Source organism: Alphaproteobacteria bacterium, assembly GCA_016124955.1.
In the GTDB taxonomy this organism is placed as follows: Bacteria; Pseudomonadota; Alphaproteobacteria; order UBA9219; family RFNS01; genus RI-461.
Genome location: WGMR01000006.1, coordinates 44023 through 67553, shown reverse-complemented (window position 1 = coordinate 67553; position 23531 = coordinate 44023). Strand labels below are relative to the sequence as shown.

Sequence of the window (23531 nt, the reverse complement as noted above, 5' to 3'; positions counted from 1 at the left end):
CCTTAAATTCGGGTGACGACAACAACTAAGGCTACCGCCGTGAATACGCTTGTTTGGGCCGAAATATTCGGCTTTATCGCCCTCGTCATCAATCTGTGCGGCTATCAGATCAAACGCCCGCGGGTCGCGCTTTGGGTTCTGTGCTTTCCCTGCCTGTTCTGGATCGCGCATTTCGGCTTGCTGGGCCAGATAAGCGGTGCTTTCGTTTCTTTGATCGCCCTTGCCAGGAATTTCGGCGCCGCAACCCTGCCCGAACGGTATATGCGGGGCACGACCGCCGCCTGCCTTTTCGCCGTATGCACGCTTACGCTGCCGTCCGTGCACGCGCCTTACGAACTTTTGCCGCTTGGCGCGGCGCTCGGCATCGGTTCGGCCGTATTCTTTCGCGACCGGCCCCTGCCTTTTCGCGCCCTTTGTTTTTCGGGCGAATTTTGCTGGCTCGCTTATGCCTTGTATATTTCCTCGGCCGCGCTTGCGGTTTCCGGTGTGCTGATGATGCTGTCGGTCGCCGTCAGCGTCGCGCGGCACGATATGCCGTCGCTGCGCATGTTTCTTGCTTCCCTTGCGCCCGCGCGTCCGGTTCTGCAGCCGGTTCCGGTGCGCGTCGATGCGCGGGCCGGTAATCAGCCGTAGCTAACGCCCGCAAAGAAAAGCCCGTGCGCCGGGGCGGTGGGGCCGCCCTTGGTGCGGTCATGCGCCTTGAATGCCTGCGTAAAATCCTTTTGCGACCATTGCCCGGTGCCGACAAGCGCAAGCGTTCCCGCCATGTTGCGCACCTGATGATAGAGAAACGAACGCGCGCGGGTACTGATCGTCACCATATCCCCCGTGCGCCCAATCTCAAGCATGTCCAGCGTTTTGACAGGCGTGCTCGCTTGGCAGTTCTGTGCCCGGAAGGTTGAAAAATCGTGGTTGCCGATCAATTGCCGCGCGGCCTGCTGCATGGCCTCAATATCAAGCGGACGGGGCAGGTGCCATGCCTGCGCCGCCATCAGCACGCTCGGGGCGCGGCGGTTGTATATCTGATAGCGGTAGCTGCGCGCCATGGCATCGAAGCGGGCATGAAAATCATCGTGCACTTGCTCCGCCTGCACAACAACGACCTTGTGCGGCCGGGCGTGGAAATTGATGGCATCGCGCACCGTATCGGCGTCCGCGTCTTTGGTCAGATCAAAATGCGCGACCTGTGCCAGCGCGTGCACGCCCGCATCCGTGCGCCCGGCACCCTGCACGCGCACATTTTCGCCGGCAAAACCCTTGATCGCATCTTCAAGCGCTTGCTGCACCGTCATGGCGTGGTCCTGCCGCTGCCAGCCGGAAAACCCGCTGCCGTCATATTCGATCGTAAGCTTCCACCGCATCATGCGCCGTTCCCGAAAGCCGCGCCACTCGCAAGCCGTGCGCCGCGCAAGAATTCGCCGCCTCCCACGGGCGCTTTACCCGGGCGCTGCACGGTCAGCAGGCGCAGCGCGCCTTCGCCGCATGCGACCGTGCATTGATCGTCCAGCAACGTGCCGGGCGCGCCCGTGCCGGGGGCCGGCGCCGCCGCCAAAACCTTGATGGTTTCCCCGTCAAGCTTGCAAAAGGTGCCCGGCCATGGGTTCAGCGCGCGCACCTGCCGTCCCGTGGCGGCAGCGGGCTGTGCCCAGTCGATCGCGCCATCGGCCCGCGCCAGTTTGGCGGCATAGGTCATGCCTTCGACGGGCTGCGGCTTTGTGTGCAACGTGCCTTGCGCAAGGCCCACCAGCGCGCGCGTGATCATGCCCGCGCCCATGGCCGCGAGCGTGTCGTGCAATTGCGTCGCGGTGGTGTTTTCGGTGATCGGGGTTTTTTCCGCCAGAAGCATCGGGCCGGTATCGAGCCCTTCATCCATCTGCATAATGGTGATGCCGGTTTCATGGTCGCCCGCCAGCATGGCGCGCTGGATCGGCGCCGCGCCGCGCCAGCGCGGCAGCAGCGATGCGTGGATATTCAGGCAACCGAGCCGCGGCGCCATCAGTATTTCTCTGGGTAAAATCAGGCCATAGGCCACAACAACGGCGGCATCGGCCTTCAGCGCGGCAAACCCCGCCTGTTCTTCGCCATTGCGCAAGCTTTTCGGTGTGCGTACGGGAATGCCGTCGCGTTCCGCATATTCCTGGACCGGGGATTTTTGTTCCTTCTGGCCGCGCCCGGCCGGTTTGGGCGGCTGGCAATATACGGCCACGACATCGTGCCCCGCCGCGCGTACCGCCGCCAGCGCGGGCACCGAAAAAGCGGGCGTTCCCATGAAAACGAGGCGCAACCTATCCATCGCCGCCCAGCCGTTTCGCTTTTTCAACCTTGCGGATGATCATGTTGCGTTTCAGCGTCGAAAGATAATCGATGAACAGCACGCCGTTCAGATGGTCAATTTCGTGCTGGATGCAAATGGAAAGCAGATCCTCCGCCTCCAGCGCACATGACTTGCCGTCCTTATCGAGGTAACCAAGGCGTATTTTGCGTGGCCGCGTCACTTCGGCGTACTGGTCGGGTATGGAAAGGCAGCCCTCGCTATAGGTAAAGGTATCGTCCGATTGCCATGTGATTTCCGGGTTGGCGATCAAAAGCGGATCGGATTTTTTTTCCTTGGTGCTGACATCGATCACGATCACCCGGTTCAAAAGCCCCACCTGCGTCGCCGCAAGCCCGATGCCCTTGCCCGCATACATGGTCTCAAGCATATCGTCCATTTGCTTGGCGATCTGCTTGTCAACGGCGGCGACCGGGGCTGCGGTCTGGCGCAGCACCGGGTCGGGAATGATGCGGATATCAAGTTTCGTCATATTTGCCTCGCTCCGGCCATTCTACCGGAACATCAGGCGGGCACGTCAAATGTTTCCGGCGGCTTGCCATCCAGCGCGCGCCGCCATGCGGTTTCCAGCCCCCGCTCCAGCCCGTGCACAAAGCGCGGCGTATCGAACAACGGCAATACGTCGCGCTTGCCCGACAGATGCGCACAGATGCGCTGCCGCTCCGCTGCGTCGCGGGCCAGCCAAAGTATGGTTTTGTGATACTGCGCGATATCGCCGCATACCAGCTCGGGCAGCCCGGCGGCGGTCAGCAAGCTGGCCGCGACGCGCGAAACGAAGGTTCGGCCCGCCAGCGTAACGGTGGGGACGCCCATCCACAGCGCATCGCTGGTGGTTGTGTGGCCGCCGACCGGAAAGGTATCGAGCGCGATATCGACATGGTGGTAGCGCGCCAGATGCTCGGCCTGCTCCGCCATGCACGCGGTCACGATGCGGTCGGGGTCGATCCCGGCGGCTTGCATCATCGGCTGCAGTTGCCGGGTGCTGTGGGGGCTGGATTCGTACAGCCACAACACGGCGTCCGGCAGTTCGTTCAGGATTTCCATCCAAAGGCCGAAAATTTCCGGCGTGGTTTTATAGGTCTGGTTGAAGCTGCCGAGCACGAGCGCGTTTTCCGGCAATCCGTACGCGGTGCGCGGCTGCGCTTCGGGGCGCGGGCGGGCATCGTCGTTGATCTGGTAGCTGCCGGGCAGGCGGATGATTTGTTCGCGGAAGTGGCCGGCGTTTTCGGGCGGGATCGTCACGGCGTCGGCTATAAAATAATCGATAAACCCTGCGCCCAGCGTGCCGGGGAAGCCAAGCCAGTGCATCTGTACCGGCGCGGGACGGCAGGCGAGGATATCGAGCCGCCCGCCGCGCGTATAGCCTTTCAGGTCGATCAAAATATCGATCCCGTCTTTCCTGATCTGCGTCGCCACTTGCGCGGCGCGCAGGGCGCTTACATCGGTGAAATGTTCGGTCGTATCTTTGATGCGCTGGCGGATATCGGAACCGTCATCAATGCCGTAGCTATAAACGAAAACCTCGAACTTGCTGCGGTCGTGCAACGCAAACAGCCCGGCCAGAAGGTAGGAAGTTGCGTGCGCATGCAGGTCGGAAGAAATATAGCCTATGCGGATGCGTTCCCCCGCCGCGGGGCTGCGTGGCGGCATCGGCTTGATGGATGAAAATTTTTGTGCCGCGTAATTCTCGGCGCCTGCGCGCTGTGCATCCGGGTCGTCGCACAGCACGATCGCGGCGGCGGGCGGAAGCTGCACGGTTTCGGGCGGCTCAGTGAAATCGCATATCTGGCGGCGCAATAGCGCGAGCCAGCCCTGCCATTCGTTGTTGGCGGGCACAAGTTTTACGGCTTCTGTAAGCGCTGCGATGGCGGCGGGTATGTCGCCCCTCATTTGCTGCGTGCGCGCCAGCGTTTCGTGGAACTGCGCAATCTGCGGTTGCAGCTTGGTCAGGGCCGAGAGCGTCCGTTCGGCCTCGTCATACTGTTTTTGGGCAATGAGGCTGAGCGCAAGATTGAAACGTGCCTCGGCCCAATCGCCGCGCTGCGCCAGCGCCAGCCGGTACTGCATGACCGCCCGGCCGTGGTCGCCGCGCGCGGCCGCGATCATGCCGTCAAGATGAAGGAAATTGAGATCGCTTGGCGAAACCGTAAGCGCCTGCCTTACCGCCTCGGCCGCCTCGGGCAGCGCCCCGGCGCGGTAATGCTGCATGATCTCGTTAAATCGTTCGCGCTTTGGCTCGGCCATCATTCCCAACAAACAGGCTCTTAACCAACTGGATTTTTACCTCATTGCATGCCATACCCCTGTCACAAAGCATGGTGATCTTATACATACAATGAATCAGAGCAACTTGCCTATAGAGATAAGGCCGCGGCACCGACGCACTATTTCGGCGTTGCTGGAAGACTATATCGCCGAAGTGAAGAACGAACGCTTCACGCTGGCTGAATTTCTCTCCGCGCTCGGGCCGCGCGCGCACGGCGTCACGATCATCATTTTTGCGCTGCCGAACCTGATCCTCGGCGGCATACCCGGCGTTTCGACCGTGCTCGGGTTTCCCATTTTTTTGCTGGCGATGCAGATGATGCTCGGCTTCAATCGCCCGTGGGTGCCGAAGTTTCTTGGCCGCATTGAATTCAAGCGCAGCAGCTTCCAGACTGTGGTGGGCAAGGCGGCGCCCTATCTGAACAAGGTCGAACGGTTGTTCCGTCCGCGCTGGATGTTGCTGACGGGGCGTTATGCCAAGCATTTCCTTGGCGCGCTGTGCATCATTGTCACGCTGGTGCTTATGTTGCCCGTTTTGTTCGGCAATTTCATGCCCGCGCTGGGGCTGACCCTGATCGGGATCGGCCTCATTGAACGTGACGGCTTCTGCATCATCGGCGGGCTGCTGGCGGGCATTGCTTCTATGGTCTATGCTACGTTGTTCTATGGCTCTATCATGAAGGCCTTGCTGTACTTCATGCCCTGACCGAAGGATAAGCGCTGCGTGCATTGGGAATACATCATTGTCGGGTTGCTGATTCTGTTGAACGGCTTCTTTGCCATGGCGGAACTGGCGGTTTTTACATCGCGCCGCGCCTTGCTGCAGCAAATGGCGGATGACCGCTATCCCGGCGCCCGGCAGGCGCTGAAGCTGCTGCAGGATCCAAGCCTGTTTCTTTCCACCATCCAGACGGCGATGACGGTCGTTAGCATAGGGACCGGCACCTTCAGCGGCGCGACCTTTGCGGAAGAGCTTGGCATCTGGCTCGATGGCTTTGCCTGGATCGCGCCAAACGGCGGCTCCTTGGCCATGACAATCGTGGTTGCCTGCGTTTCCTATTTCACACTGTTTATCGGTGAGCTGGTGCCCAAGCGTATTGGCGTCGCACGGGCCGAAATTATCGCGGCGCGGCTCGCGCCCTTCCTTCTGGTGTTCGCGACCGTGACGCGGCCGGTGGTCTGGCTGCTCAAGGCCTCGACCGATTGGTGCTTGCATCTGATCGGCCTTGGCGGTGACCAGACAAGGGCGGTCACGGAAGAAGAGGTCAAGCAACTGATCACCGAAGGCGCACAGCTTGGCGTGTTCGCGCAGGCCGAAAAACAGATGCTCGAAGGCGTGATGCGGCTTGCCGACCGTTCGGTGCGCAGCGTTATGACCCCGCGCATCGATATGGTCTGGCTCGGCATCGACGAATCGCCCGAAGAAGTACGCAAGCTGGTCTCCGGCAGCGGTTATAGCCGTTTCCCGGTCGCGCGCGGGGATCTGAAGGAAGTCACGGGCGTCGTCTATACCAAGGATCTGCTCAATCTTATGCTAGCGGGCAAGCCACTCGATATCGCGGCGGTGCAGCGCAAGGCGCTGATCGTGCCCGATACCACGCCGGTGATGGATCTGCTCGATCAGTTCAAGAAATCCGGCCAGCATCAGGCAATCGTGATCGACGAATACGGCACGGTCGAAGGTATGGTGACGGTGACCGATATTCTCTCCGGCATCGCCGGTGAAATGCCGGAAACCGGGCAACAGAATGACGATACCAAGCCTGTGCAGCGCGAAGATGGCAGCTGGCTGATAGACGGCCTGATGCCGATCGACGAAGTGGAGTCCGGCACCGGCCTGCGCGGGCTGATGATCGCCGGGGGTGATTACCATACGCTCGCCGGCTTTATGCTGGCGCAGCTGGGGCGTATCCCCACGGAAGGCGACCATTTTGAATGGCAGGGCGCGCGGTTCGAGGTTATGGATATGGACAACCGCCGTGTCGATAAGGTGCTGATTGTACCCGCTCCGTCCTTGCCGGAAGACGGGCCGGGCAAATAAGGGCGGGCCGGATTATTTTACCATTTTTCCGCCACTATGATCGGTTATGCTGATAGGCTACCGGGTAAAGGGAGGTTCTGCATGCGGCGTTTTCTTCTTATGACAGGTGTCGTGATGGCCGTCGTCATGGTGGCCGGCGGCGTGGCTGCGCAAATCAGCCCGGATGTTGCGATCCGCTACCGCAAACAGGTGCTCAGCGCCATCGGTGCCCATTTTGGCGCACTTAGTGTGATTGCCCAAAACCCCGGCGTGTACGACCAAGACCTTACCTTCCACGCCGGCGCCATGACGGCGCTGGCCGATATGCCCTGGCAGGCCTTCGGTGCAGGTACCGATCAGGGCGCCGAGCGCACGACCGCGAGCAAGAAAGTCTGGGAAGATCCGGAAGGCTTCGTAAAGGCGCAGAATGCGTTCAAAGCCGAAGTTGCCAAAATACAGGCAATAGCGGATGCGAATGATATCAAGGCGCTGCCTGATCAGATCAAAGCTACGGTCGCGACCTGCAAGGCTTGCCACCAGACATACAGAGATTGACTAGAGTTTCGTAAGCGCGATAACCGTGCCTGCGGCAACCGCGAGGCACAAGGCTGCGCGCGCCATTATGCGCCCGCGCGACATCTGCCCGACCGTGCCGCTCAAGGCTTTATCGCGTCCCGTGATCATCGGCGTGATCAGATTGTGCTTTTTCCACAATAGATAGAAAAGCACCGCCGCGATATGCAGGCCCAGAAGCGGCAGCAGAATAAAATAGAAGTTGAATTCGTGCACGCCGGTGGCCGTGTGGCTCGCTTCCTTGCTCACAAGATGCGCAAGCGGCCCTTCCGAAAATATGTCGTCGTTGCTGAAAAGGCCCGATCCCGTTTGCGCAAACAACGCCAACAGCATGGCCAGCACGGCCCAGCCACCCATGGGGTTGTGGCCGCGGTGCGGCGTTGCGCGGCGCGAAAAAAGCCCGGAAGCATAGGCCAGAACGGCACGCCAGCCGCGCACGAAACCGGAAAAACGTGCGGTCTCGCTGCCGAAAAAACCCCACAAAATACGGAATAGAAGCAGCGCAAGCGTGATCTGTCCAAGCGCCATGTGCAAGCCCGTCATTTCCAGAAGCGCGGTGACATAAGCGGCGATCACAAGCGCGACAAGCAGCCAGTGAAACAGGCGCAGCGGCAGGTCCCACAGTTGGGATATTTGTTTTTCAGGCGGCATGCGTCGCAAGCGTATCACCGCCCGGCGGCGTTGTCGCGCGGAAATGCGGCAGCGCGTTGACCATCGATGTGTACAGCGCCGCCCAGTAAGGCAGTGATTGCACGAGCATCATGCATGCCCACAGCACGGCGCTGTGATTTTGCAACCCATAGCCGGCCAGCACGGCCGTGATCCCGCTTAGCAGCAGTGCGAGCAGGATGATTTCCTCGCGCGCCATCAAAAGGCCCTGCATGATCGCGGGTTTGTCCCGGCATTTCGGTGTGCGGAAGAACGGTTTGTTCGATGTGAAAAGCCCTTGCCATACGGCGCGGCCGACCGCGTGGGTCAGCGCCATGCCGGCGATTGCGGCGCCGAGCCTGTCTTTCCAAGGGCATTTTATGCGCTCGCTGTATAGCCAGAGACCCGCGACAACCTTGAACAAAAACACGCTCAGCGTCGGCACAAGAAACACCGAAGGCGGAAATTCAACCCAGCCGAGCATCAGAAGCGCCGACCAGAAAACCGCCGCCACCGCGAAGACAATGTGCGCAGCGTCGGCGAACCACGGCAGCCAGCCGGAAACGAAGTGATAGCGCTGGCCGGTGGTAAGCTCTTGCCCGCCCGGCATAAGGCTGCGCATATGCCGCTTCACGATTTGCACGGCCCCGTAGGCCCAGCGGAAACGCTGGGTTTTATAGGCGGCAAAGCCATCAGGGATCAGCCCTTTGCCGAAGGAATGATTGAGATAAACGGCCTCATGCCCGGCCTCGAACATACGCAGGCCAAGCTCGGCGTCCTCGCAAATGCACCATTCGGCCCAGCCGCCTACCTGCAGCAGCGCGGCGCGGCGGATAAGTGTCATGGTGCCGTGCTGGATGATGGCGTTGCGTTCGTTCCGTTGCACCATGCCGATATGGAAGAAGCCCGCATATTCCCAATGGCACATGGTTTTGAAACGGTCGCCCGGCCAGTCGCGGTAATCCTGCGGCGCTTGGACAAATCCCACATCGGGCTTCTCGAAATACGGCACGGTGGCGCGCAGCCAATCGGGCGAAACGATGTAATCGCTGTCGATCACGCCGATGATGGCGGCATCATCCGCCGTTTGCGAAAGCGCGAAGTTCAGCGCGCCCGCCTTATAGCCCGGCCATTGCGGCAAATGGAAGAAACGGAAACGCGGCCCAAGCGCGGCGCAATGGTCTTCCAGCGGTTTCCAGATCGCCTCGTCGCGGGTGTTGTTGTCGATCACCAGAACCTCGAAATTCGGATAATCGAGCGCCGCAAGCGCATTCAGCGTCTCAATGACCATTTGCGGCGGCTCGTTGTAGCAAGGCACATGGATCGAAACCTTGGGCGCGTCCGGCGGCGGCTGCCAGTCGTGCGGTTCGAAATGCCGCCGCCAGCGGTTCGACCACACAACTTCGGTCAGCTCGAAACCGTCCACCAGCAGAACCGCGAGCAGCACGATCTGCGCCGCCACCAGTCCGACCCACGCAAGCGAATTGGCGCTGATGATGTGTTCGGCCATTGCCGCCTGCGCCGCCCACACAAGCACGGACGCGACCGCCATGATCAGCCCGGCATAAAAAGCCTGCCCGGCGGGTTTAAGCGCCCTTTGGCGGCGCAAAAACCACAGCATGGGGCCGAGCGCGAGCAGGGTCGCGATCAGGCAGGAAAACTGCCAGTTGCTCTCCTCCACGATCTCGCCGCTCATGGGAAACTTGGTGTGGCCGTTGCGGTCCCAAATACCCCAATGCGATCCGACCGTGCCTTCGATCCGGCGCTTCCACGGCTGGTCGAAGGCTTCGACAACCGAATAATCGATCTGCTTTTCGGTGGCGGTGTTCAAGAAAGTGCGGATGAACTTGGCCTGATTGATGCGCGAAGGTTCGGCCGCCTTGACCCATTGCCCTTCGCTCGGCCAGCCGACTTCGCCGATCACGACATGCTTGCCCGGAAAAGCCTGCTGCACATCTTCGTAGCGCGCCATTACGTAAGGCACGGCTTCGTCGATATTGATGCCTTCCCAGTAAGGCAGTGTATGGATCACGATGTAATCGACCGCATCGGCAAGCTCCGGGTGTTTTAACCACACATGCCACGGCTCGGCGGTTGAAACCGGGATGCTAACTTGCCGCTTGACGCGCTCGATCAGGCCGATCAGGTCTTCGATGCCGATATCGTCGCGCAGAACCGCTTCGTTGCCGACGATCGCGCGCTTGATGTTGGCGTTATTGTGGACGGCGTTGATAAGGTTCGCGATTTCGCGTTCGTTGGTTGCCGGGATGCTATCGACCCACGCGCCCATCACGACATCAATGTTATATTTGGTCGCCAGCACCGGCACGGCTTCCATGCCCTGCGTGCTGCTGTATGTGCGTACGCTTCCCACATGGCCGGCAAGGATCTGCATATCCCGGTCGATCTGGCTCGCGCCGGCCCAATCGCCGTTTTGCGGGTTGCCGCCGTCGCGGTACGGGTTATAGGAAAGCCCGTTGATCTGCCCGGCCCATGGCCGTTCGGGCGTGCCGGGGTTCACCAGCGACCAGAGCGCGAAATTTACAAGCACAACAAGTGCCGTGATGGCGGCGATGCGGAAGGTCATGGAAAATCAGGATGCATTGAGCGGTGCAGCATTATAGCGTGCCGGCCAGCCATGCATCAGGAAAGTGGCAAAAGCGCGGCGGCGGCCTTATGACTCGCGCATCGCCTGGGTTTTCTTGCCCAGCGTGCTGATCAGCGTATCAACGCCCTCGCGGCTGACGATCGAGCTGAACTCGGCGCGGCGCGTCGCCAGCTCGCTGATGGTGGCGTCAAGGTAAACGTCGGTGATACGCCATTTGCCCTTTTCGTCCTTGCGCATCAGGTAGTTCAACATCACGGGGCCGTCATTCTTGGGCAGCAGGGTGGTTTGCACAATCAGGCCGCCGCCATGGGCTTCATGTTCGCCGCCCACAAGAAACTGTTCGCCATGATAGGCCTTGAAGCGGGTTGCGTAATTGGCCACGCTGAAAGCGGAAAAGGCATCGACCAGCTTGCCCTGTTCCTCGGCCGTGACCTTGTTCCATGAAGGGCCGACGGCGAAGCGGGTCATCTGCTGAAGGTCGAACGCTTTCTCGACCACAGGCTTCAACTGTTCATAGCGGCCTTCGAAACCGAGCTTGTCGCCCTGTTCCATGACGGCCTGCAACTTCTCATAGAATGCGCTGACGATCGCGCTCGCTTCCGTGGCGGATTTCTTGTCGGCCGCCGGCGCAGCCTTGTCGGCGCGCGGCGTGGTGATGCCGGCGGTCTTGTCGTCCTTGCCGTTCATTTCGGTCGCGGCCATGGCCGGCAACGTTGCCAGCAGCATGGTTGCAAGGATGACTGTGAACAGTTTGCTCATTATGTACGCTCCCTCATGGCCGGGGGTCTTCCCCGTCCCATTAAATGCCAGTCGATTGCGGCAAAACTGTGCCGCAGATATTACGTTTTGTTACGCCCACGGGGCTTAGGCCGTCGCCGTCGCCAAAAGCGTTGCGGCTTCCTTTTGCATGCCAAGTGCATCCATGGCCGTGGCGACGATGTGCGGCGCGTTCAGCTTCGCTTCATCATACTGCTTGATCGGCGAATCATGGTTCTGGAAGATGTCGGGCAGGACCATGGGCCGGATCTTGATGCCGTGATCGAGCACGCCCATCACCGCAAGGTGGTGCAACACATGTGCGCCGAAACCGCCGATCGAGCCTTCCTCGATCGTGATCAGCACTTCATGTTCGAGCGCAAGGCGTTTGACGAGATCGAGATCAAGCGGCTTGGCAAAACGCGCATCGGCCAGCGTGGTGCTGAGCCCGCGCGCCTCAAGCTCGTCCGCCGCCTTGATGCATTCGCCAAGGCGCGCGCCAAGGTTCAGGATCGCGATCTTGCTGCCTTCGCGCAGAATGCGGCCCTTGCCGATCGGCAGAACCTGTCCTTCTTCGGGGATGGCGACGCCAAGGCCTTCGCCGCGCGGGTAGCGCACGGCCGAAGGCGCATCGTCGATCGCGGTGGCGGTGGCCACCATATGAACCAGCTCGGCTTCGTCGCCCGCCGCCATGATTACCATGCCCGGCAGACAGCCAAGATAGGCGAGATCGAACGAACCCGCATGGGTCTGGCCGTCATTGCCGACCAGGCCTGCGCGATCCATCATGAAGCGGACCGGCAACTTCTGGATTGCAACGTCGTGCACGACCTGGTCGTAGGCGCGTTGCAGGAAGGTGGAATAGATGGTCGCGAACGGCTTATAGCCTTCGCAGGCAAGCCCGGCGGCGAACGTCACCGCATGCTGTTCGGCAATGCCCACATCGAACGTGCGTTCGGGGAAGCGTTCACCGAAAATATCGATGCCGGTGCCCGAAGGCATGGCGGCGGTGATCGCGCAAACGCGTTTGTCCTTTTCCGCTTCCTTGATCAGCGCGTTCGCGAAGATCTTGGTGTAGGTCGGCGCCGAAGGCTTGCTCGGCTTCGGGTTCTTGCCGGTGACGATGTTGAAGCCCTTGGTCACGGCATGCAGCTTGTCGGCGGAACTTTCGGCCGGCGCATAGCCGTGGCCCTTTTCCGTCACAACATGGATCAGAACCGGGCCGCCCTGCGGATCGTCGCGAACGTTTTCCAGAACCGGCAGCAGGTGATCAAGATTGTGGCCGTCGATCGGGCCGACATAATAGAACCCGAGCTCTTCGAACAATGTGCCGCCCGTCACCATGCCGCGGGCATAGTGTTCCGCCTTGCGCGCGGCTTCGCGCAGCGGGCGCGGGAACAGGCCCGCAAACTCCTTCGCCATATGGCGGATGTTGCGATATTCCTTCGATGACACGAGGCGGGAAAGATAGCCGCTCATGGCGCCCGTCGGCGGCGCGATCGACATGTTATTGTCGTTAAGGATGACGATGAGGCGCGAATTCATGTCGCCCGCGTTGTTCAGCGCCTCATAGGCCATGCCGGCGCTGATCGAACCATCGCCGATCACCGCGATCACGTTGTTTTTCTTCTTGCTGAAGTCGCGGCCGACCGCAAAGCCGAGTGCGGAGGAAATGGAGGTTGAGCTGTGCGCGGCGCCGAACGGATCGTATTCGCTTTCGCTGCGCTTGGTGAAGCCGCTCAGCCCGCCGCCCTGACGCAGGGTGCGGATCCGGTCGCGGCGGCCGGTCAAAATCTTATGCGGGTAGGCCTGATGCCCGACGTCCCAGATAACGATATCTTCGGGCGTGTCGAAGCAGTAATGCAGTGCGACCGTCAATTCGACAACGCCGAGCCCCGCGCCCAAATGGCCGCCCGTATGGGAGACGGCATCAATGGTCTCGAGCCGGACTTCGTCGGCGATCTGGCGCATCTGTTCCGGCTTGAGCTTGCGCAGCTTGTCGGGGGTCGGGACGGTATCAAGCAGGGGGGTCGCCGGGCGGCCGGTGCCTTGCGTCTTCACGTCAGCGGCTTCGACTTCGCACGCGGTTTTGACTGCGGTAACTTCATCGCGGTTGGAACGTGGTGCTGTGGTCACGCGGCTGCTCCCTGATCTTTTAGGAATTTTTTATCGCCTCCGGGTTGTCGGCTAACAGTTCTTAACCCATCGGCATGAACCGAAATGAATACCCGTTTCGGAGGCCAAAAAGCAAGCAAATGAAATAGTTGCGACTAAGAAAATGCCCGGTTGTTGCATTGAAAAATCATTGTTTTGGTTAACTGCCCTGCATGCCCGGTAACCGGGCAAAGGCATTGAAAACAAAAGAACTCATCATGGCTATAGGGCTAAATTGACCAATCTTAATGTTTGAATGGCCGGTTAAGGATTTGGTTAGTTAATAATTGATTGTGGTGACCAGAATTAGGCGTTTCTTAACCGGAATCCCATAATTTGTAGGGAGATAATTACGCGATAAGACCAATTTATTGGGGCGTGAAGGCTATGAAACATGTCCTGACCATCTGTTGTGCGGCGTTGCTTGCGCTCTGGGCCGCCCCGGTCTTCGCGATTGGCGGCACGGAAACAGTCGATGTGCCCCCGGTTCCCTATGAAAACCCCGATATTCCGAATGTCTGCGGCGTCAGCATGCTCAATTCCGCCTGCGCCCGGCTGAACCAAAAGTCCGCCAACACGGTCTTGCAGCCGCATGGCGAATGTTACTGGCTCGATAACGGGTCTGATAAAGAATACTTCGTGCCCTATAAAACGGTCGATGAATGGCACGCCTTCCTCGAACATCTGCCGCCCGGCGTCATCGCCAACAAATGCTGCCCGTCGCAAACCGTGACCATGGGCACGCTGTCGGATGGCCGCACGGTCGTGGCCAATCTCGGGTTCGGCCGCAGCAGCGGCGCCAACCAACTGCAGCAGAGCGTGTCTTCGGGGCAAGGTCTGCAAAAAGATTATGTGATGCACAAAACCCTGTGCACCACGCACTGGGACGGCACCACGACCTGCAACAATTGCAGCTGGACCGAGACGCTGACGCTGAGTGCGAACTGCACCAACGGCGTGTGGGCAACCAGCCTGGACCAGAAGGGCGATGATTCGCAGTGTAAGGCGCCGGATTACATCGCCCCCAAGCCGTGCCCGCCCGACAAGCCGCACGGCACCAAGTGGTGGGCCGGTGCGGGCAGCTACTACGAAGCCGGCACATCGCAGAGCTGCCATTACGAAGGCACTCAGGAAAACGAAATGCTGTGCTGGGACGGCAAGACCAAGCCCACCGGCCAGACCCGCGTGGCGGACAAGCATCTGGTCGGCCAGTGTGAAGGCTTCAAGCCGCCGACAACGGATTGCTTCGTGCACGTGTCGGGCCTGCTGATGTCGGATTACGTCGATCCGTACTGGTTCCAGCGCGCCTATGATCCCTCGCCGCATCTCGGCCTTGCGGCCGATAACATGGTGGGCGAAGGCACCACGGCGCTATCCTACAGCTTCTTCGCCAACGCCACCGCGTACACGTTCGACGGCATTGCCATCGGGCCGAAGGCGCGGTTGAAAATCTGGGCCAGCAACAACTATAAGGGCGGCCTTATAGTGAACATGAAGGGCCCGGCTTTGATCAACAACCCGATATGGCGCGGTATGCGTACATATAGCGGCGCGCTGGTCGATTCTGCGATCAGCAAGAACTTTACCGGCCTGTTTAAGGGAACAAGCATCCCGCTGCAATCGGTGTTCCCGCAAAGCGTGCGGCATTTCGCGAACGAGAATATGCACCGCTGGGGCACGGGCACCTCGGTCGAGGTCAGCTGCGAAGACTAGCGGTTCGCTGATAAACTAAAGCAAGGGCGCGGGCCTCAGGCCTGCGCCCTTCGCATATGGGCAACCCAATCACCTTGTAGCTTCCAGTTGCCGCGCAAAATGAAGCTGGGGTGGAAAGTTGGTGTTACCTCCGCGCCGTCGTAAAGCCTGCATGGGTGCGCCGTGCCGGCATGCTGCATCAACCCGTCCAGTCCCGTCAGCGCCCATAACGGCGTGCGGCCGAGCGCGATAATCGCGCGCGGCTTCCATTGCCGCAACATGGATTGCAGATGCGCGATATCTGCCGCAAAATCCGCGCGGCAAAACTTCCCCGCGAACTTTCCATATTCTTCCGCGAGCGTCACGCCGCCCCGCAACGCGGCGCGGCGTGACGCAAAAAAATGATCGATCTTGTTGCCCGGCGGCTGACGGCGAAAAACATTGGCGATGATGGCGCGCGCGCGGTCGATCCCGGCTTCGTGCAAGGCTTTGTCCAGCAATTGTCCGCTGCGACCGACAAACGGCCGGCCCGTGCGCGCTTCTTCCGCGCCCGGCGCTTCACCGACCAGCACGAGCCCGGACCATAGCGCCTTGTTTTGCGGGTAAGCATAGTCGGCAAAGGGCAGGCTGGTGGCCTGTTCCGGGCTTTCAGGCGTTTCGAAAAGGCGCAGGGCGGCTGTTTTCATGGGCTGGGTAACACCGGCGCGGGGCAAATCTTTTGCGCTGCAATAAATTCCCGAGTCTCGCATAGACAAGAAAGCAGTATTTCTATTGAAGTTTCCATGTATTTCATAAGCTTATATATCAGACTTGCCAACATGCTGCATTGCACCTAAGATTCAAGTTACGGGCACATATCGTCCCTGATTGTATCCGTAAATGCCTGTTTGCAGGCGTTTTCTCCCTGAACCTGGCCGCGCCCTTACGGGCGCGGCTTTTTTTCGGCCTGCGGGGCGCAATCACTGTGAAGCCTATCAAGCCGGGTTGCAAGACAGGCCCGCAAGATGGTAGATCGCTGCCTCTGTGATGAAGATGGGTGTATAGCTCAGCGGGAGAGCACTACCTTGACATGGTAGGGGTCACAGGTTCAATCCCTGTTACACCCACCATCTTTCCAGCCGCATGATTTTTGTCGCGCGTTACGTGGCTTATGGGGCCGCGGCGCGAAGGGCCTAGCCCCTTGGCAGTCTTGAAAAAAATCTTGCATTCATTGGCCCAGAGGGCAGTATAAAGGCCATAGGCCGCTGCAGGTTTTCTTCATGCCTGCCGGGGGGTTGACTCATCCGACAAGCCGCGCATTCCGCATCAAGGCTCAGAGCGATTACGGCATGATAGGTAAACTTACGTCCTTGCTTTTTGGCGGCGGCAACAAAGCGCCGGCCAAACCTGCTGCCAAGCAGTCTGCTGCCAAGAAGCCGGCGGCCAAGCAAAACAATCAGTCCGAGATACAAAAAAGGCTGGCGCAGCGCCGGGCCGAAATGCGTGCCCAGGGCGGCACCGCGCCGGCGCCCAGCACAACCGCGTGGCAGGCGGACCGCGTCAGCATCGTCCAGCAGCTTTGGGGCAATGATTGGCATTTGCCCGAAGGCAAGAACCTTGCGGTCACGCTTACCCGCCCCTTCGCGCTCGACCGGGAAATGAACGTGCTCGATCTCCATGCCGGTTTCGGCGGTACGGGGCGTCTTATATCGGCCGAGTTCAAAGGCTATTCCGATGGGCTGGAGCCTGACGAAAAACTGGCGGAAGCCGGCATGGAAATATCGCGCATGATGGGGATGCGGAATTATGCGCCGGTTTCCGTTTATAACCCGAACGAATTCACGCCCACCAAACTTTCCTATGATTGCGTGGTGATGCGCGAATTGTTCTTCGCGCTGCCCGACAAGCAAGCCTTCGCGCAAGCCCTGCGCGACAGCATGAAACCGCGCGGCCAGCTTTCCTGGACCGATTACGTTGTCGAAGATTCGATCCGCGAAAGGCCGGCGGTGGCTGATTGGCTCGCGCGCGATCCGCAAAAGCCGCAGCCGCTTTCCTATGACGGTTTGCAAAACTTCTGGGCCAAGGCCGGGTTCGATGTACGTGTAAACGATGACCGCACCCGCGAATATATGAAGACGATCAAGAAGTCGCTTGCCTATTTCCTTCGCTTTGTGACCAAGAAGAAGGAAATAGAGATGGAAACCAAGAAACTGATCGTCGCCGAGGTTGATATGTGGGCCACCCGCTATATGGCCTTTGAAAAGGGCATGAAATTCTATCGCTTCTACGCAATGCGGAAATAGCTTACTCGTCGCCCGGCCCCGTGGTAGAAGCTGGCCCATGAAATTCCTTGATCTCGCGCGCATCCATGTCAGAAGCGGCAATGGCGGTCCCGGTAGCGTCAGCTTCCGCCGTGAAAAGTTCGTTGCCTTCGGCGGGCCCGATGGCGGCAATGGCGGTCGTGGCGGCGATGTGGTGGTGGAAGCCGCCAATAACCTGAACACGTTGATCGATTATCGCTACAAACAGCATTTCGAAGCCAAGAATGGCCTGCACGGCATGGGCCGTCACCGCACCGGGCAGGATGGTGCTGATCTGGTGCTGCGTGTGCCGGTTGGCACGCAGGTACTCGAAGAAGACCAGGAAACCGTGATCGCCGACATGACGGAGGTGGGCCAGCGCCTTATCCTGTACAAGGGCGGCGACGGCGGTTTCGGCAACATGCATTACAAATCCGCCACCAATCAGGCGCCGCGCAAATTTACCCCCGGCTGGCCGGGCACGGCGGCAACGATCTGGCTGCGGCTCAAGCTGATCGCCGATGCCGGGCTTGTGGGGCTTCCCAACGCCGGCAAATCCACCTTCCTCGCGTCTTGCACCGCCGCGCGGCCGAAGATCGCCGATTACCCCTTTACAACGCTTGCGCCCAATCTGGGCGTCGTGCGTACCGGGCAAGGCGATGACGCGCTCGAATTTGTGCTCGCCGACATTCCCGGCCTGATCGAAGGCGCGCATGCGGGGCAGGGGCTTGGCGATCGTTTCCTTGGCCATGTCGAACGTACGCGCGTGCTGCTGCACCTGGTTGATGGCACGGCCGATGATGTTGCGGATGCTTACCGCGTGATCCGGCGCGAACTCAAGGCCTACGGCCACGGGCTTGCGGCGAAGCGGGAAATAATCGCGCTCAATAAGTGCGATGCGCTGACGCCAGCCGAAATAAAAAAGAAAAAAGCTGCGCTGGCGCGCGCGAGCAAGAAAAGGGTTTATGACATTTCGGCGGTCGCGCGCACCGGCGTGCCGGAATTGCTGCGCGTGCTGTGGAACCTGATCCGCAAGCCGGAAGGAACGCCGCGCCGTCGCGCAGTGAAGATGAAGGCGGGTAAGACGAAGGCGCCCAAACCAAAGCTTGCCGGGGCCAAGCCGCGCAAAGTGGCAGGAAGAACGAAAAAGAAGCCTGTCGTGCGGCGTAAAAAAAACTAGGGGCTATTCGGCGGCTATCAAACTGGCTGTACCGGCGATTTTGCGGCGAACGCCGCGCGCAAGCGCGATAATCACGCCAACCGTCATCGCATAAAACAGGATCTGGATGCCGCTCGGGCGCGCGATATAGCCTACCAGCGTGGCCAGCAATTCGCCCAGTGCGCTGTTCTCGGCCAGAATATGGCTCGTATCCCAAACGGTATCGCCGAGCGCCGGCAGAACATCCGCCTGCACGAGGAAATTAGCGCCGCGCGCCGCCATGCCGGCCGCGATAAGCAGCAAAAGCCAATTTGTCATGGTGAACATGCGCCCCGTGGGGATCAGGCTGAAGCCCGCATATATCATCCAGCCCGCCGCCGAACCGGCGACGATGCCGCCCGCAAGGCTGCCGGCAATCTCAAGCGGTGTGCTGTTAAACGCAAGACCTTGCAGCAGCAACACGATCTCGGCCCCCTCGCGCATCAGCGCAAGCCCGACCACGACAGCCAGCACCGAAAGATGCCGCGTGCCGATGCTTACCTCGTGGCCGATGGATTTGATCTTTGCCGCAAGCTCGCGCCCGTGGCTGTTCATCCATACGATATGCCATGTCAAAAGCCCGACGGCGGTGAACAGGATGCCGGCGTTCATAAGCTCCTGCCCGGTGCCTTCGGCCATGCCCGCGATGGCGCGCGCCAGCAATGCGACCAGCCCGGCGCCCGCCACGCCGCCGCATATGCCGCCAAGCACCCAGCGCCCGCGCATGGCCACGCCACGCGTCGCCGCCATCACCACGCTGATGATCAGCGCAGCTTCAAGCACTTCGCGAAAAACAATCAGGCCCGCAGCAAACATTCTTCAAGAACTCCCCGAACGGTTTTTATTGTTTTGCAATAATCGTGCCCTTGGCCGTATCTTCGTTGAACTCGCCAACGAAAGGATAGCTGCCGGGCTCGAGCGGGCCGATAAAAACCGTGCCCGTGCTGTTGCCGGGGATGACCTTCTCGCGGTTCAGCTTGTGGCTTTCGAATTCCTCGGCCGTCGGGTCGTTGTTGACGATGCTGAGTTTGACCTTTTCGCCAGCCGGAACTTCAGGCGTGGCTGGCTCGAACTTATGGTCCTTGATGGTGAGGGTGAAGGTCGGCGTTTCGGCATGCGCGGCCGGTGCAGCAAGCGCGAAAAGGCCAAGCAGAAAAGCGGAAGCAAAGCGTGTCATGGATGTGTTCTTTCCCAGCAGATGAGAGCAGGCCGTGAATATAATAAGAACTATTCTTAGCGGCAAGCAAATAATGAGAATTGTTCTTAATATCAATATTAGGATGTTGCCGTCTAATATATTGAAAAATATGAATTTTATTCTGATGCGCGGTTATTAGCGCGCGAATATTTTACCCTGCGCGGTCTTGGCGTGATATTCGCCGAAAAACATATAAACCCCTCGCCGCAATGGCCCGATCACCAGTGTGCCGACACTGTTGCCGGGCACGACAAGCTCGCGGTCCATTTCATGGCTGCGGAATTTTTCCGGCAGCGTGTCTTCGTTCACGATATGCAAGGCGATAGCCACGCCCGCGGGCACTTCGATCACGGCGGGCACGAATTCGTGGTTGCGCAGCGCGATCGTCATGCCCGGCACGTCGGCGCGGGCAGGCGGCGCGCTCAGTGCAAGCAGGATCAGGATGATTATGCGGCGCGTCGCGTGCCGCGCTGTCTGGCGGGTCATGGGCGCAAGCCTATCACAGGAATATAGCCGGGTCAGCCGCCGTTACGAAAGCGCGGCAACTGCAAGTGTGCTTGTGGCTGCCGGGCGCCTGCCGCTGCGTGGCGCTGTGGGTGCGGTTTGCTTGCGGCTTCGGTTCCATAAGTAATAGCCCGTCAGGCCGGCTGCTGCGGCGGCAAAGAACATTCCGGCCGGGCCGGTCGCTGCGGCGAACAGCATACTGGTCAGGTGATAGGCGGCAAAGCCCGTGAAAGGCAGGCTGGCGAGCCCGACAGTTATAAGCGCGTTGTTTTTCCACAAACGGCCGGTCGCCACCAGCACGAGCGGCAGCGAACAGGCGAGCGCCGTGCCGGGAACAGGCACAAGGATGCCCGCCGCCATGAGGATTGAGAACGCATCAAGCAGCTTGTCATTATAAAAAACGCGTTTGCCGGGTCCGGCGCGCTCTTCGCCCGGCCCTTTTTCGAAAATCGAGAAAAAGTCTTCCAGTTTTTGCAGAACGGCAACAGTGGTTTCCACCGGCAATTTTTTGTTCCTGATGGATTTCGGCAAACCTTTCTGCCCCCTGAAGGCTGCCCAGAAAAGCGCCAGCAAAATGCCGCCGGCTAATTGGCCCACGCCCGGGAATTGCACGAAGAAAGCGATAGTGCCGAGGATAATGGTCAGAAGCTGGATCCCGGTTTGCAGCGGCAGTATGTCGAACAGGCTGCCGACCGTAAGCTCCTCGCGTCCGGTAATTGCCTCGCGCGTGCGGCGCAGATGGCTTGTGATGTTCGGATGGCATGGGGCTGTGTTTGAATATGGGTGTGCGTCTGTTTTGCCTCCCGCTAGAGAAGCGTGCATGAGATCGCCATAAGCCTCTGCACCCGTGCCCATTCGTTAAAAGTACCACTATTCATCAACTAGTTAAATAAAAATAGTAATAACCAGCATAGCCAATAGACAACCATTTTGCAACAAAGCCCAATGATTACAAGGTGCCGTTAACCAACGGCGCACGGAAAGTTACTTTACGGATTGATAAGCGGCCAGAACGGCGGCGGTCACGATATCGGAAACCGTCGCGCCCATGGGCACAACCTGCGCGGGTTTTTCCAGCCCGTTCAGCACGGGGCCGATCATGGTGCCGCCGCCCAGCTTGCGCAGCATGCGCGAACTGATGCTGGCTGAAACCAGATCGGGCATGATCAGGATGTTGGCGGGGCCGGAAAGGCGGCTGAACGGGTACAAACGCTGCATCAGGGCATGATCGAGCGCGACATCGGCAGAGAATTCGCCCTCATATTCAAAATCCACCTTGCGTTCGTCCAGCAAGCTCAGTGCGGCGCCAATCGCTTCGGGTACCTTGCGCTTGGGTTGGCCGAAATTGCCGTACGAAAGAAAAGCAACGCGCGGTTCATGACCCATGCGCTTGGCCCATGTGGCGGATTGTACCGCGATATCGGCCAGCAATGCGCCGTCCGGTTCCGCGTTCACGACCGTGTCGGCAATAAAGACGGTGTGCGATGGCATGAGCGCGATCGAAAGCCCAAAGGCGCAGGCGGCAGGCGCGGTATCGATCGCGTTGCGGATATCGTCGTAGCAAACGGCGAAATTGCGCGTCAGGCCGGTCACCACCGCGTCCGCTTCGCCCGTCGCAACCATCACGGCGGCGAAGACGTTCCGGTTCTGGTTGATCATGCGCTGGCAATCGCGCAACAGGTAGCCGCGGCGGCGCAGCCGTTCATACACGTAATCGGTGAAGCGCTGGTTAAGCTTGGAAAGCCGGGCATTATGAATCTCGAGCGGTGTATCGATCGCGATGTTCAGCGTTGCAAGCTGTTCGCGGATGACTTCTTCGCGTCCGATCAGCACGGGCGTGCCGTAGCCGGAATCGCGGTACTGGATGGCGGCACGGATCGCGCGCTCGTCTTCGCCTTCGGCGAACACCACGCGGCCCGGGTTCTTGCGCACGCGCTCGAAAATCAGCTCGAGGCTGTCGGCAGTCGGGTCAAGCCGTAGCCGCAGCTCGCGCTGGTATTCTTCAAGCACAACGGGCTTGCGGGCCACGCCGCTCTTCATCGCCGCTTCGGCCACGGCCGAAGGGATGCGCGAAACAAGGCGCGGATCGAACGGCACGGGGATCAGGTATTCCGGCCCGTAGCGCAATTTGCGACCGCCATAGGCGGCTGAAACCTCGTCCGGGATATCTTCGCGCGCGAGTGCCGCAAGCGCTTTCGAAGCGGCGGTCTTCATCGCATCGTTGATCGTGCTGGCGCGCACGTCCAGCGCGCCGCGGAAGATATAGGGGAAGCCAAGCACGTTGTTGATCTGGTTGGGGTAGTCCGAACGGCCGGTCGCGACAATCGCGTCATTGCGCACTTCGCGCACCTGTTCGGGCGTGATTTCGGGGTCCGGGTTGGCCATGGCGAAGATGATCGGCTTCTTGGCCATGCCCTTGACCATTTCCTTCGTCACCGCGCCTTTGACCGAAAGCCCCACAAACACATCGGCGCCCTTCAACGCCTCTTCCAGTGTGCGCAGCTTGGTGGGTACGGCGTGCGCCGATTTCCACTGATTCATGCCCTCGGTGCGGCCTTGATAGATCACGCCCTTGGTGTCGCACATGATCACGTTTTCGTGCGGGATGCCGAGCGTCTTGAAAAGTTCGACGCAGGCGATGGCCGATGCGCCGGCGCCGTTCACGACCATGCGCGTGTTCTTCATGGTTCTGCCCGTGACATCGAGCGCGTTGATCAGCCCCGCGCCGGCGATGATGGCGGTGCCGTGCTGGTCGTCATGGAACACCGGGATGTCCATGATTTCGCGCAAGCGCTGTTCGATGATGAAACAATCGGGCGCCTTGATATCTTCAAGATTGATGCCGCCGAACGAAGGGCCGAGATAGCGCACGCAGTTGATAAATTCCTCTACGTCGCGGGTATCAACCTCGATATCAATGCCATCCACGTCGGCAAAGCGTTTGAACAGAACCGCCTTGCCTTCCATCACCGGTTTGGAAGCAAGCGCACCCAGGTCGCCGAGCCCGAGCACGGCGGTGCCGTTCGATATCACGGCGACGATGTTGCCGCGCGCGGTATAATCATAGGCGGTGGCGGGGTCGGCATTGATGCGCAGGCACGGCGCGGCCACGCCGGGCGAATAAGCGAGCGCAAGATCGCGTTGCGTGGTCAGCGGCTTGGTGGCCTTGATCTCAAGCTTGCCCGGGCGCCCGCTGGCGTGCATCGCAAGGGCTTCTTCGTCGGTGACAAGCTTTCCTGATTCTGACATTTTCGATCCTGGTTTATTGCTTTATTGCGGGGGTTGTAGCACGGGATTTGCCATA

21 protein-coding genes and 1 tRNA gene are annotated in these 23531 nt (G+C 59.9%); 8 read left to right on the top strand and 14 right to left on the bottom strand.

What is annotated here, in order from left to right; translation table 11 throughout:
- The first annotated feature begins 6 nt into the window (after positions 1-6).
- A complete protein-coding gene (locus GC131_04885) occupies positions 7-633 on the top strand; it encodes a hypothetical protein (protein MBI1273401.1) in 627 nt (208 codons plus the stop codon).
- Here the strand turns inward: GC131_04885 and truA are convergent.
- From truA to GC131_04865, 4 genes are read right to left on the bottom strand one after another with little or no spacing between them, the layout of a single operon-like run.
- Positions 624-1364: a tRNA pseudouridine(38-40) synthase TruA gene (gene truA, locus GC131_04880; protein ID MBI1273400.1), complete on the bottom strand. Its 741-nt coding sequence runs from the start codon at positions 1362-1364 to the stop codon at positions 624-626. The two genes, GC131_04885 and truA, sit on opposite strands and share 10 nt — an antisense overlap.
- Positions 1361-2293, bottom strand: a complete 933-nt coding sequence (locus GC131_04875) for a methionyl-tRNA formyltransferase (GenBank protein ID MBI1273399.1) — start codon at positions 2291-2293, stop codon at positions 1361-1363. Before GC131_04875 ends, truA begins: the two co-directional genes overlap by 4 nt.
- On the bottom strand, positions 2286-2804 hold the full coding sequence (locus tag GC131_04870; protein MBI1273398.1) for a peptide deformylase: 519 nt from the start codon (positions 2802-2804) through the stop codon (positions 2286-2288). Before GC131_04870 ends, GC131_04875 begins: the two co-directional genes overlap by 8 nt.
- Positions 2805-2836: 32 nt before the next feature.
- A complete protein-coding gene (locus tag GC131_04865; GenBank protein MBI1273397.1) occupies positions 2837-4579 on the bottom strand; it encodes a tetratricopeptide repeat protein in 1743 nt (580 codons plus the stop codon).
- On the opposite strand from GC131_04865, the gene GC131_04860 reads away from it, so the two are divergent.
- The 3 genes from GC131_04860 to GC131_04850 are packed head-to-tail and all read left to right on the top strand — an operon-like array spanning position 4539 to position 7172.
- Positions 4539-5303, top strand: coding sequence for an exopolysaccharide biosynthesis protein (locus tag GC131_04860; protein MBI1273396.1), 765 nt, complete (start codon positions 4539-4541; stop codon positions 5301-5303). The two genes, GC131_04865 and GC131_04860, sit on opposite strands and share 41 nt — an antisense overlap.
- Positions 5304-5321: 18 nt before the next feature.
- Complete coding sequence (locus GC131_04855) at positions 5322-6638, top strand: DUF21 domain-containing protein (protein MBI1273395.1); 1317 nt, start codon at positions 5322-5324, stop codon at positions 6636-6638.
- 36 nt (positions 6639-6674) lie between these two features.
- The gene (locus tag GC131_04850; GenBank protein MBI1273394.1) at positions 6675-7172 is read left to right on the top strand and encodes a hypothetical protein; all 498 of its coding nucleotides are present in this window, start codon (positions 6675-6677) and stop codon (positions 7170-7172) included.
- Here GC131_04850 and GC131_04845 read toward each other — a convergent pair whose 3' ends face one another.
- The 4 genes from GC131_04845 to GC131_04830 form a co-directional block, all read right to left on the bottom strand.
- Positions 7173-7841, bottom strand: coding sequence for a hypothetical protein (locus GC131_04845; protein MBI1273393.1), 669 nt, complete (start codon positions 7839-7841; stop codon positions 7173-7175).
- On the bottom strand, positions 7831-10425 hold the full coding sequence (locus tag GC131_04840; GenBank protein ID MBI1273392.1) for a glycosyltransferase: 2595 nt from the start codon (positions 10423-10425) through the stop codon (positions 7831-7833). Before GC131_04840 ends, GC131_04845 begins: the two co-directional genes overlap by 11 nt.
- Before the next feature lie 87 nt (positions 10426-10512).
- Complete coding sequence (locus tag GC131_04835; GenBank protein MBI1273391.1) at positions 10513-11205, bottom strand: organic solvent ABC transporter; 693 nt, start codon at positions 11203-11205, stop codon at positions 10513-10515.
- Between the two features lie 105 nt (positions 11206-11310).
- Positions 11311-13263 (bottom strand): 1-deoxy-D-xylulose-5-phosphate synthase, encoded by a 1953-nt coding sequence (locus tag GC131_04830; protein ID MBI1273390.1) that lies wholly within the window; start codon positions 13261-13263, stop codon positions 11311-11313.
- 480 nt (positions 13264-13743) lie between these two features.
- On the opposite strand from GC131_04830, the gene GC131_04825 reads away from it, so the two are divergent.
- Positions 13744-15069 carry a hypothetical protein gene (locus tag GC131_04825; protein ID MBI1273389.1) on the top strand — a complete coding sequence of 442 codons (1326 nt, stop codon included), beginning with the start codon at positions 13744-13746 and terminating at the stop codon, positions 15067-15069.
- Positions 15070-15104: 35 nt separating this feature from the next.
- Here the strand turns inward: GC131_04825 and GC131_04820 are convergent, their stop codons facing one another.
- Positions 15105-15797 (bottom strand): uracil-DNA glycosylase, encoded by a 693-nt coding sequence (locus tag GC131_04820; GenBank protein MBI1273388.1) that lies wholly within the window; start codon positions 15795-15797, stop codon positions 15105-15107.
- A 285-nt stretch (positions 15798-16082) separates the two neighbouring features.
- On the opposite strand from GC131_04820, the gene GC131_04815 reads away from it, so the two are divergent.
- The 3 genes from GC131_04815 to obgE all read left to right on the top strand — a co-directional run bounded on the left by GC131_04815 (position 16083) and on the right by obgE (position 18507).
- Positions 16083-16157 (top strand) — tRNA-Val (locus GC131_04815).
- 150 nt (positions 16158-16307) lie between these two features.
- Complete coding sequence (locus GC131_04810) at positions 16308-17330, top strand: hypothetical protein (protein ID MBI1273387.1); 1023 nt, start codon at positions 16308-16310, stop codon at positions 17328-17330.
- A gap of 37 nt (positions 17331-17367) precedes the next feature.
- Complete coding sequence (gene obgE / locus GC131_04805; protein MBI1273386.1) at positions 17368-18507, top strand: GTPase ObgE; 1140 nt, start codon at positions 17368-17370, stop codon at positions 18505-18507.
- A gap of 3 nt (positions 18508-18510) precedes the next feature.
- On the opposite strand, the gene GC131_04800 is transcribed toward obgE, so the two are convergent.
- The 5 genes from GC131_04800 to GC131_04780 all read right to left on the bottom strand — a co-directional run bounded on the left by GC131_04800 (position 18511) and on the right by GC131_04780 (position 23476).
- On the bottom strand, positions 18511-19341 hold the full coding sequence (locus tag GC131_04800; GenBank protein MBI1273385.1) for an iron permease: 831 nt from the start codon (positions 19339-19341) through the stop codon (positions 18511-18513).
- A 25-nt stretch (positions 19342-19366) separates the two neighbouring features.
- A complete protein-coding gene (locus GC131_04795; protein ID MBI1273384.1) occupies positions 19367-19702 on the bottom strand; it encodes a cupredoxin domain-containing protein in 336 nt (111 codons plus the stop codon).
- 156 nt (positions 19703-19858) lie between these two features.
- A complete protein-coding gene (locus tag GC131_04790; protein MBI1273383.1) occupies positions 19859-20209 on the bottom strand; it encodes a cupredoxin domain-containing protein in 351 nt (116 codons plus the stop codon).
- A gap of 42 nt (positions 20210-20251) precedes the next feature.
- Positions 20252-21082: a hypothetical protein gene (locus GC131_04785; GenBank protein ID MBI1273382.1), complete on the bottom strand. Its 831-nt coding sequence runs from the start codon at positions 21080-21082 to the stop codon at positions 20252-20254.
- A 129-nt stretch (positions 21083-21211) separates the two neighbouring features.
- A complete protein-coding gene (locus GC131_04780; GenBank protein ID MBI1273381.1) occupies positions 21212-23476 on the bottom strand; it encodes an NADP-dependent malic enzyme in 2265 nt (754 codons plus the stop codon).
- Positions 23477-23531 lie beyond the last annotated feature (55 nt).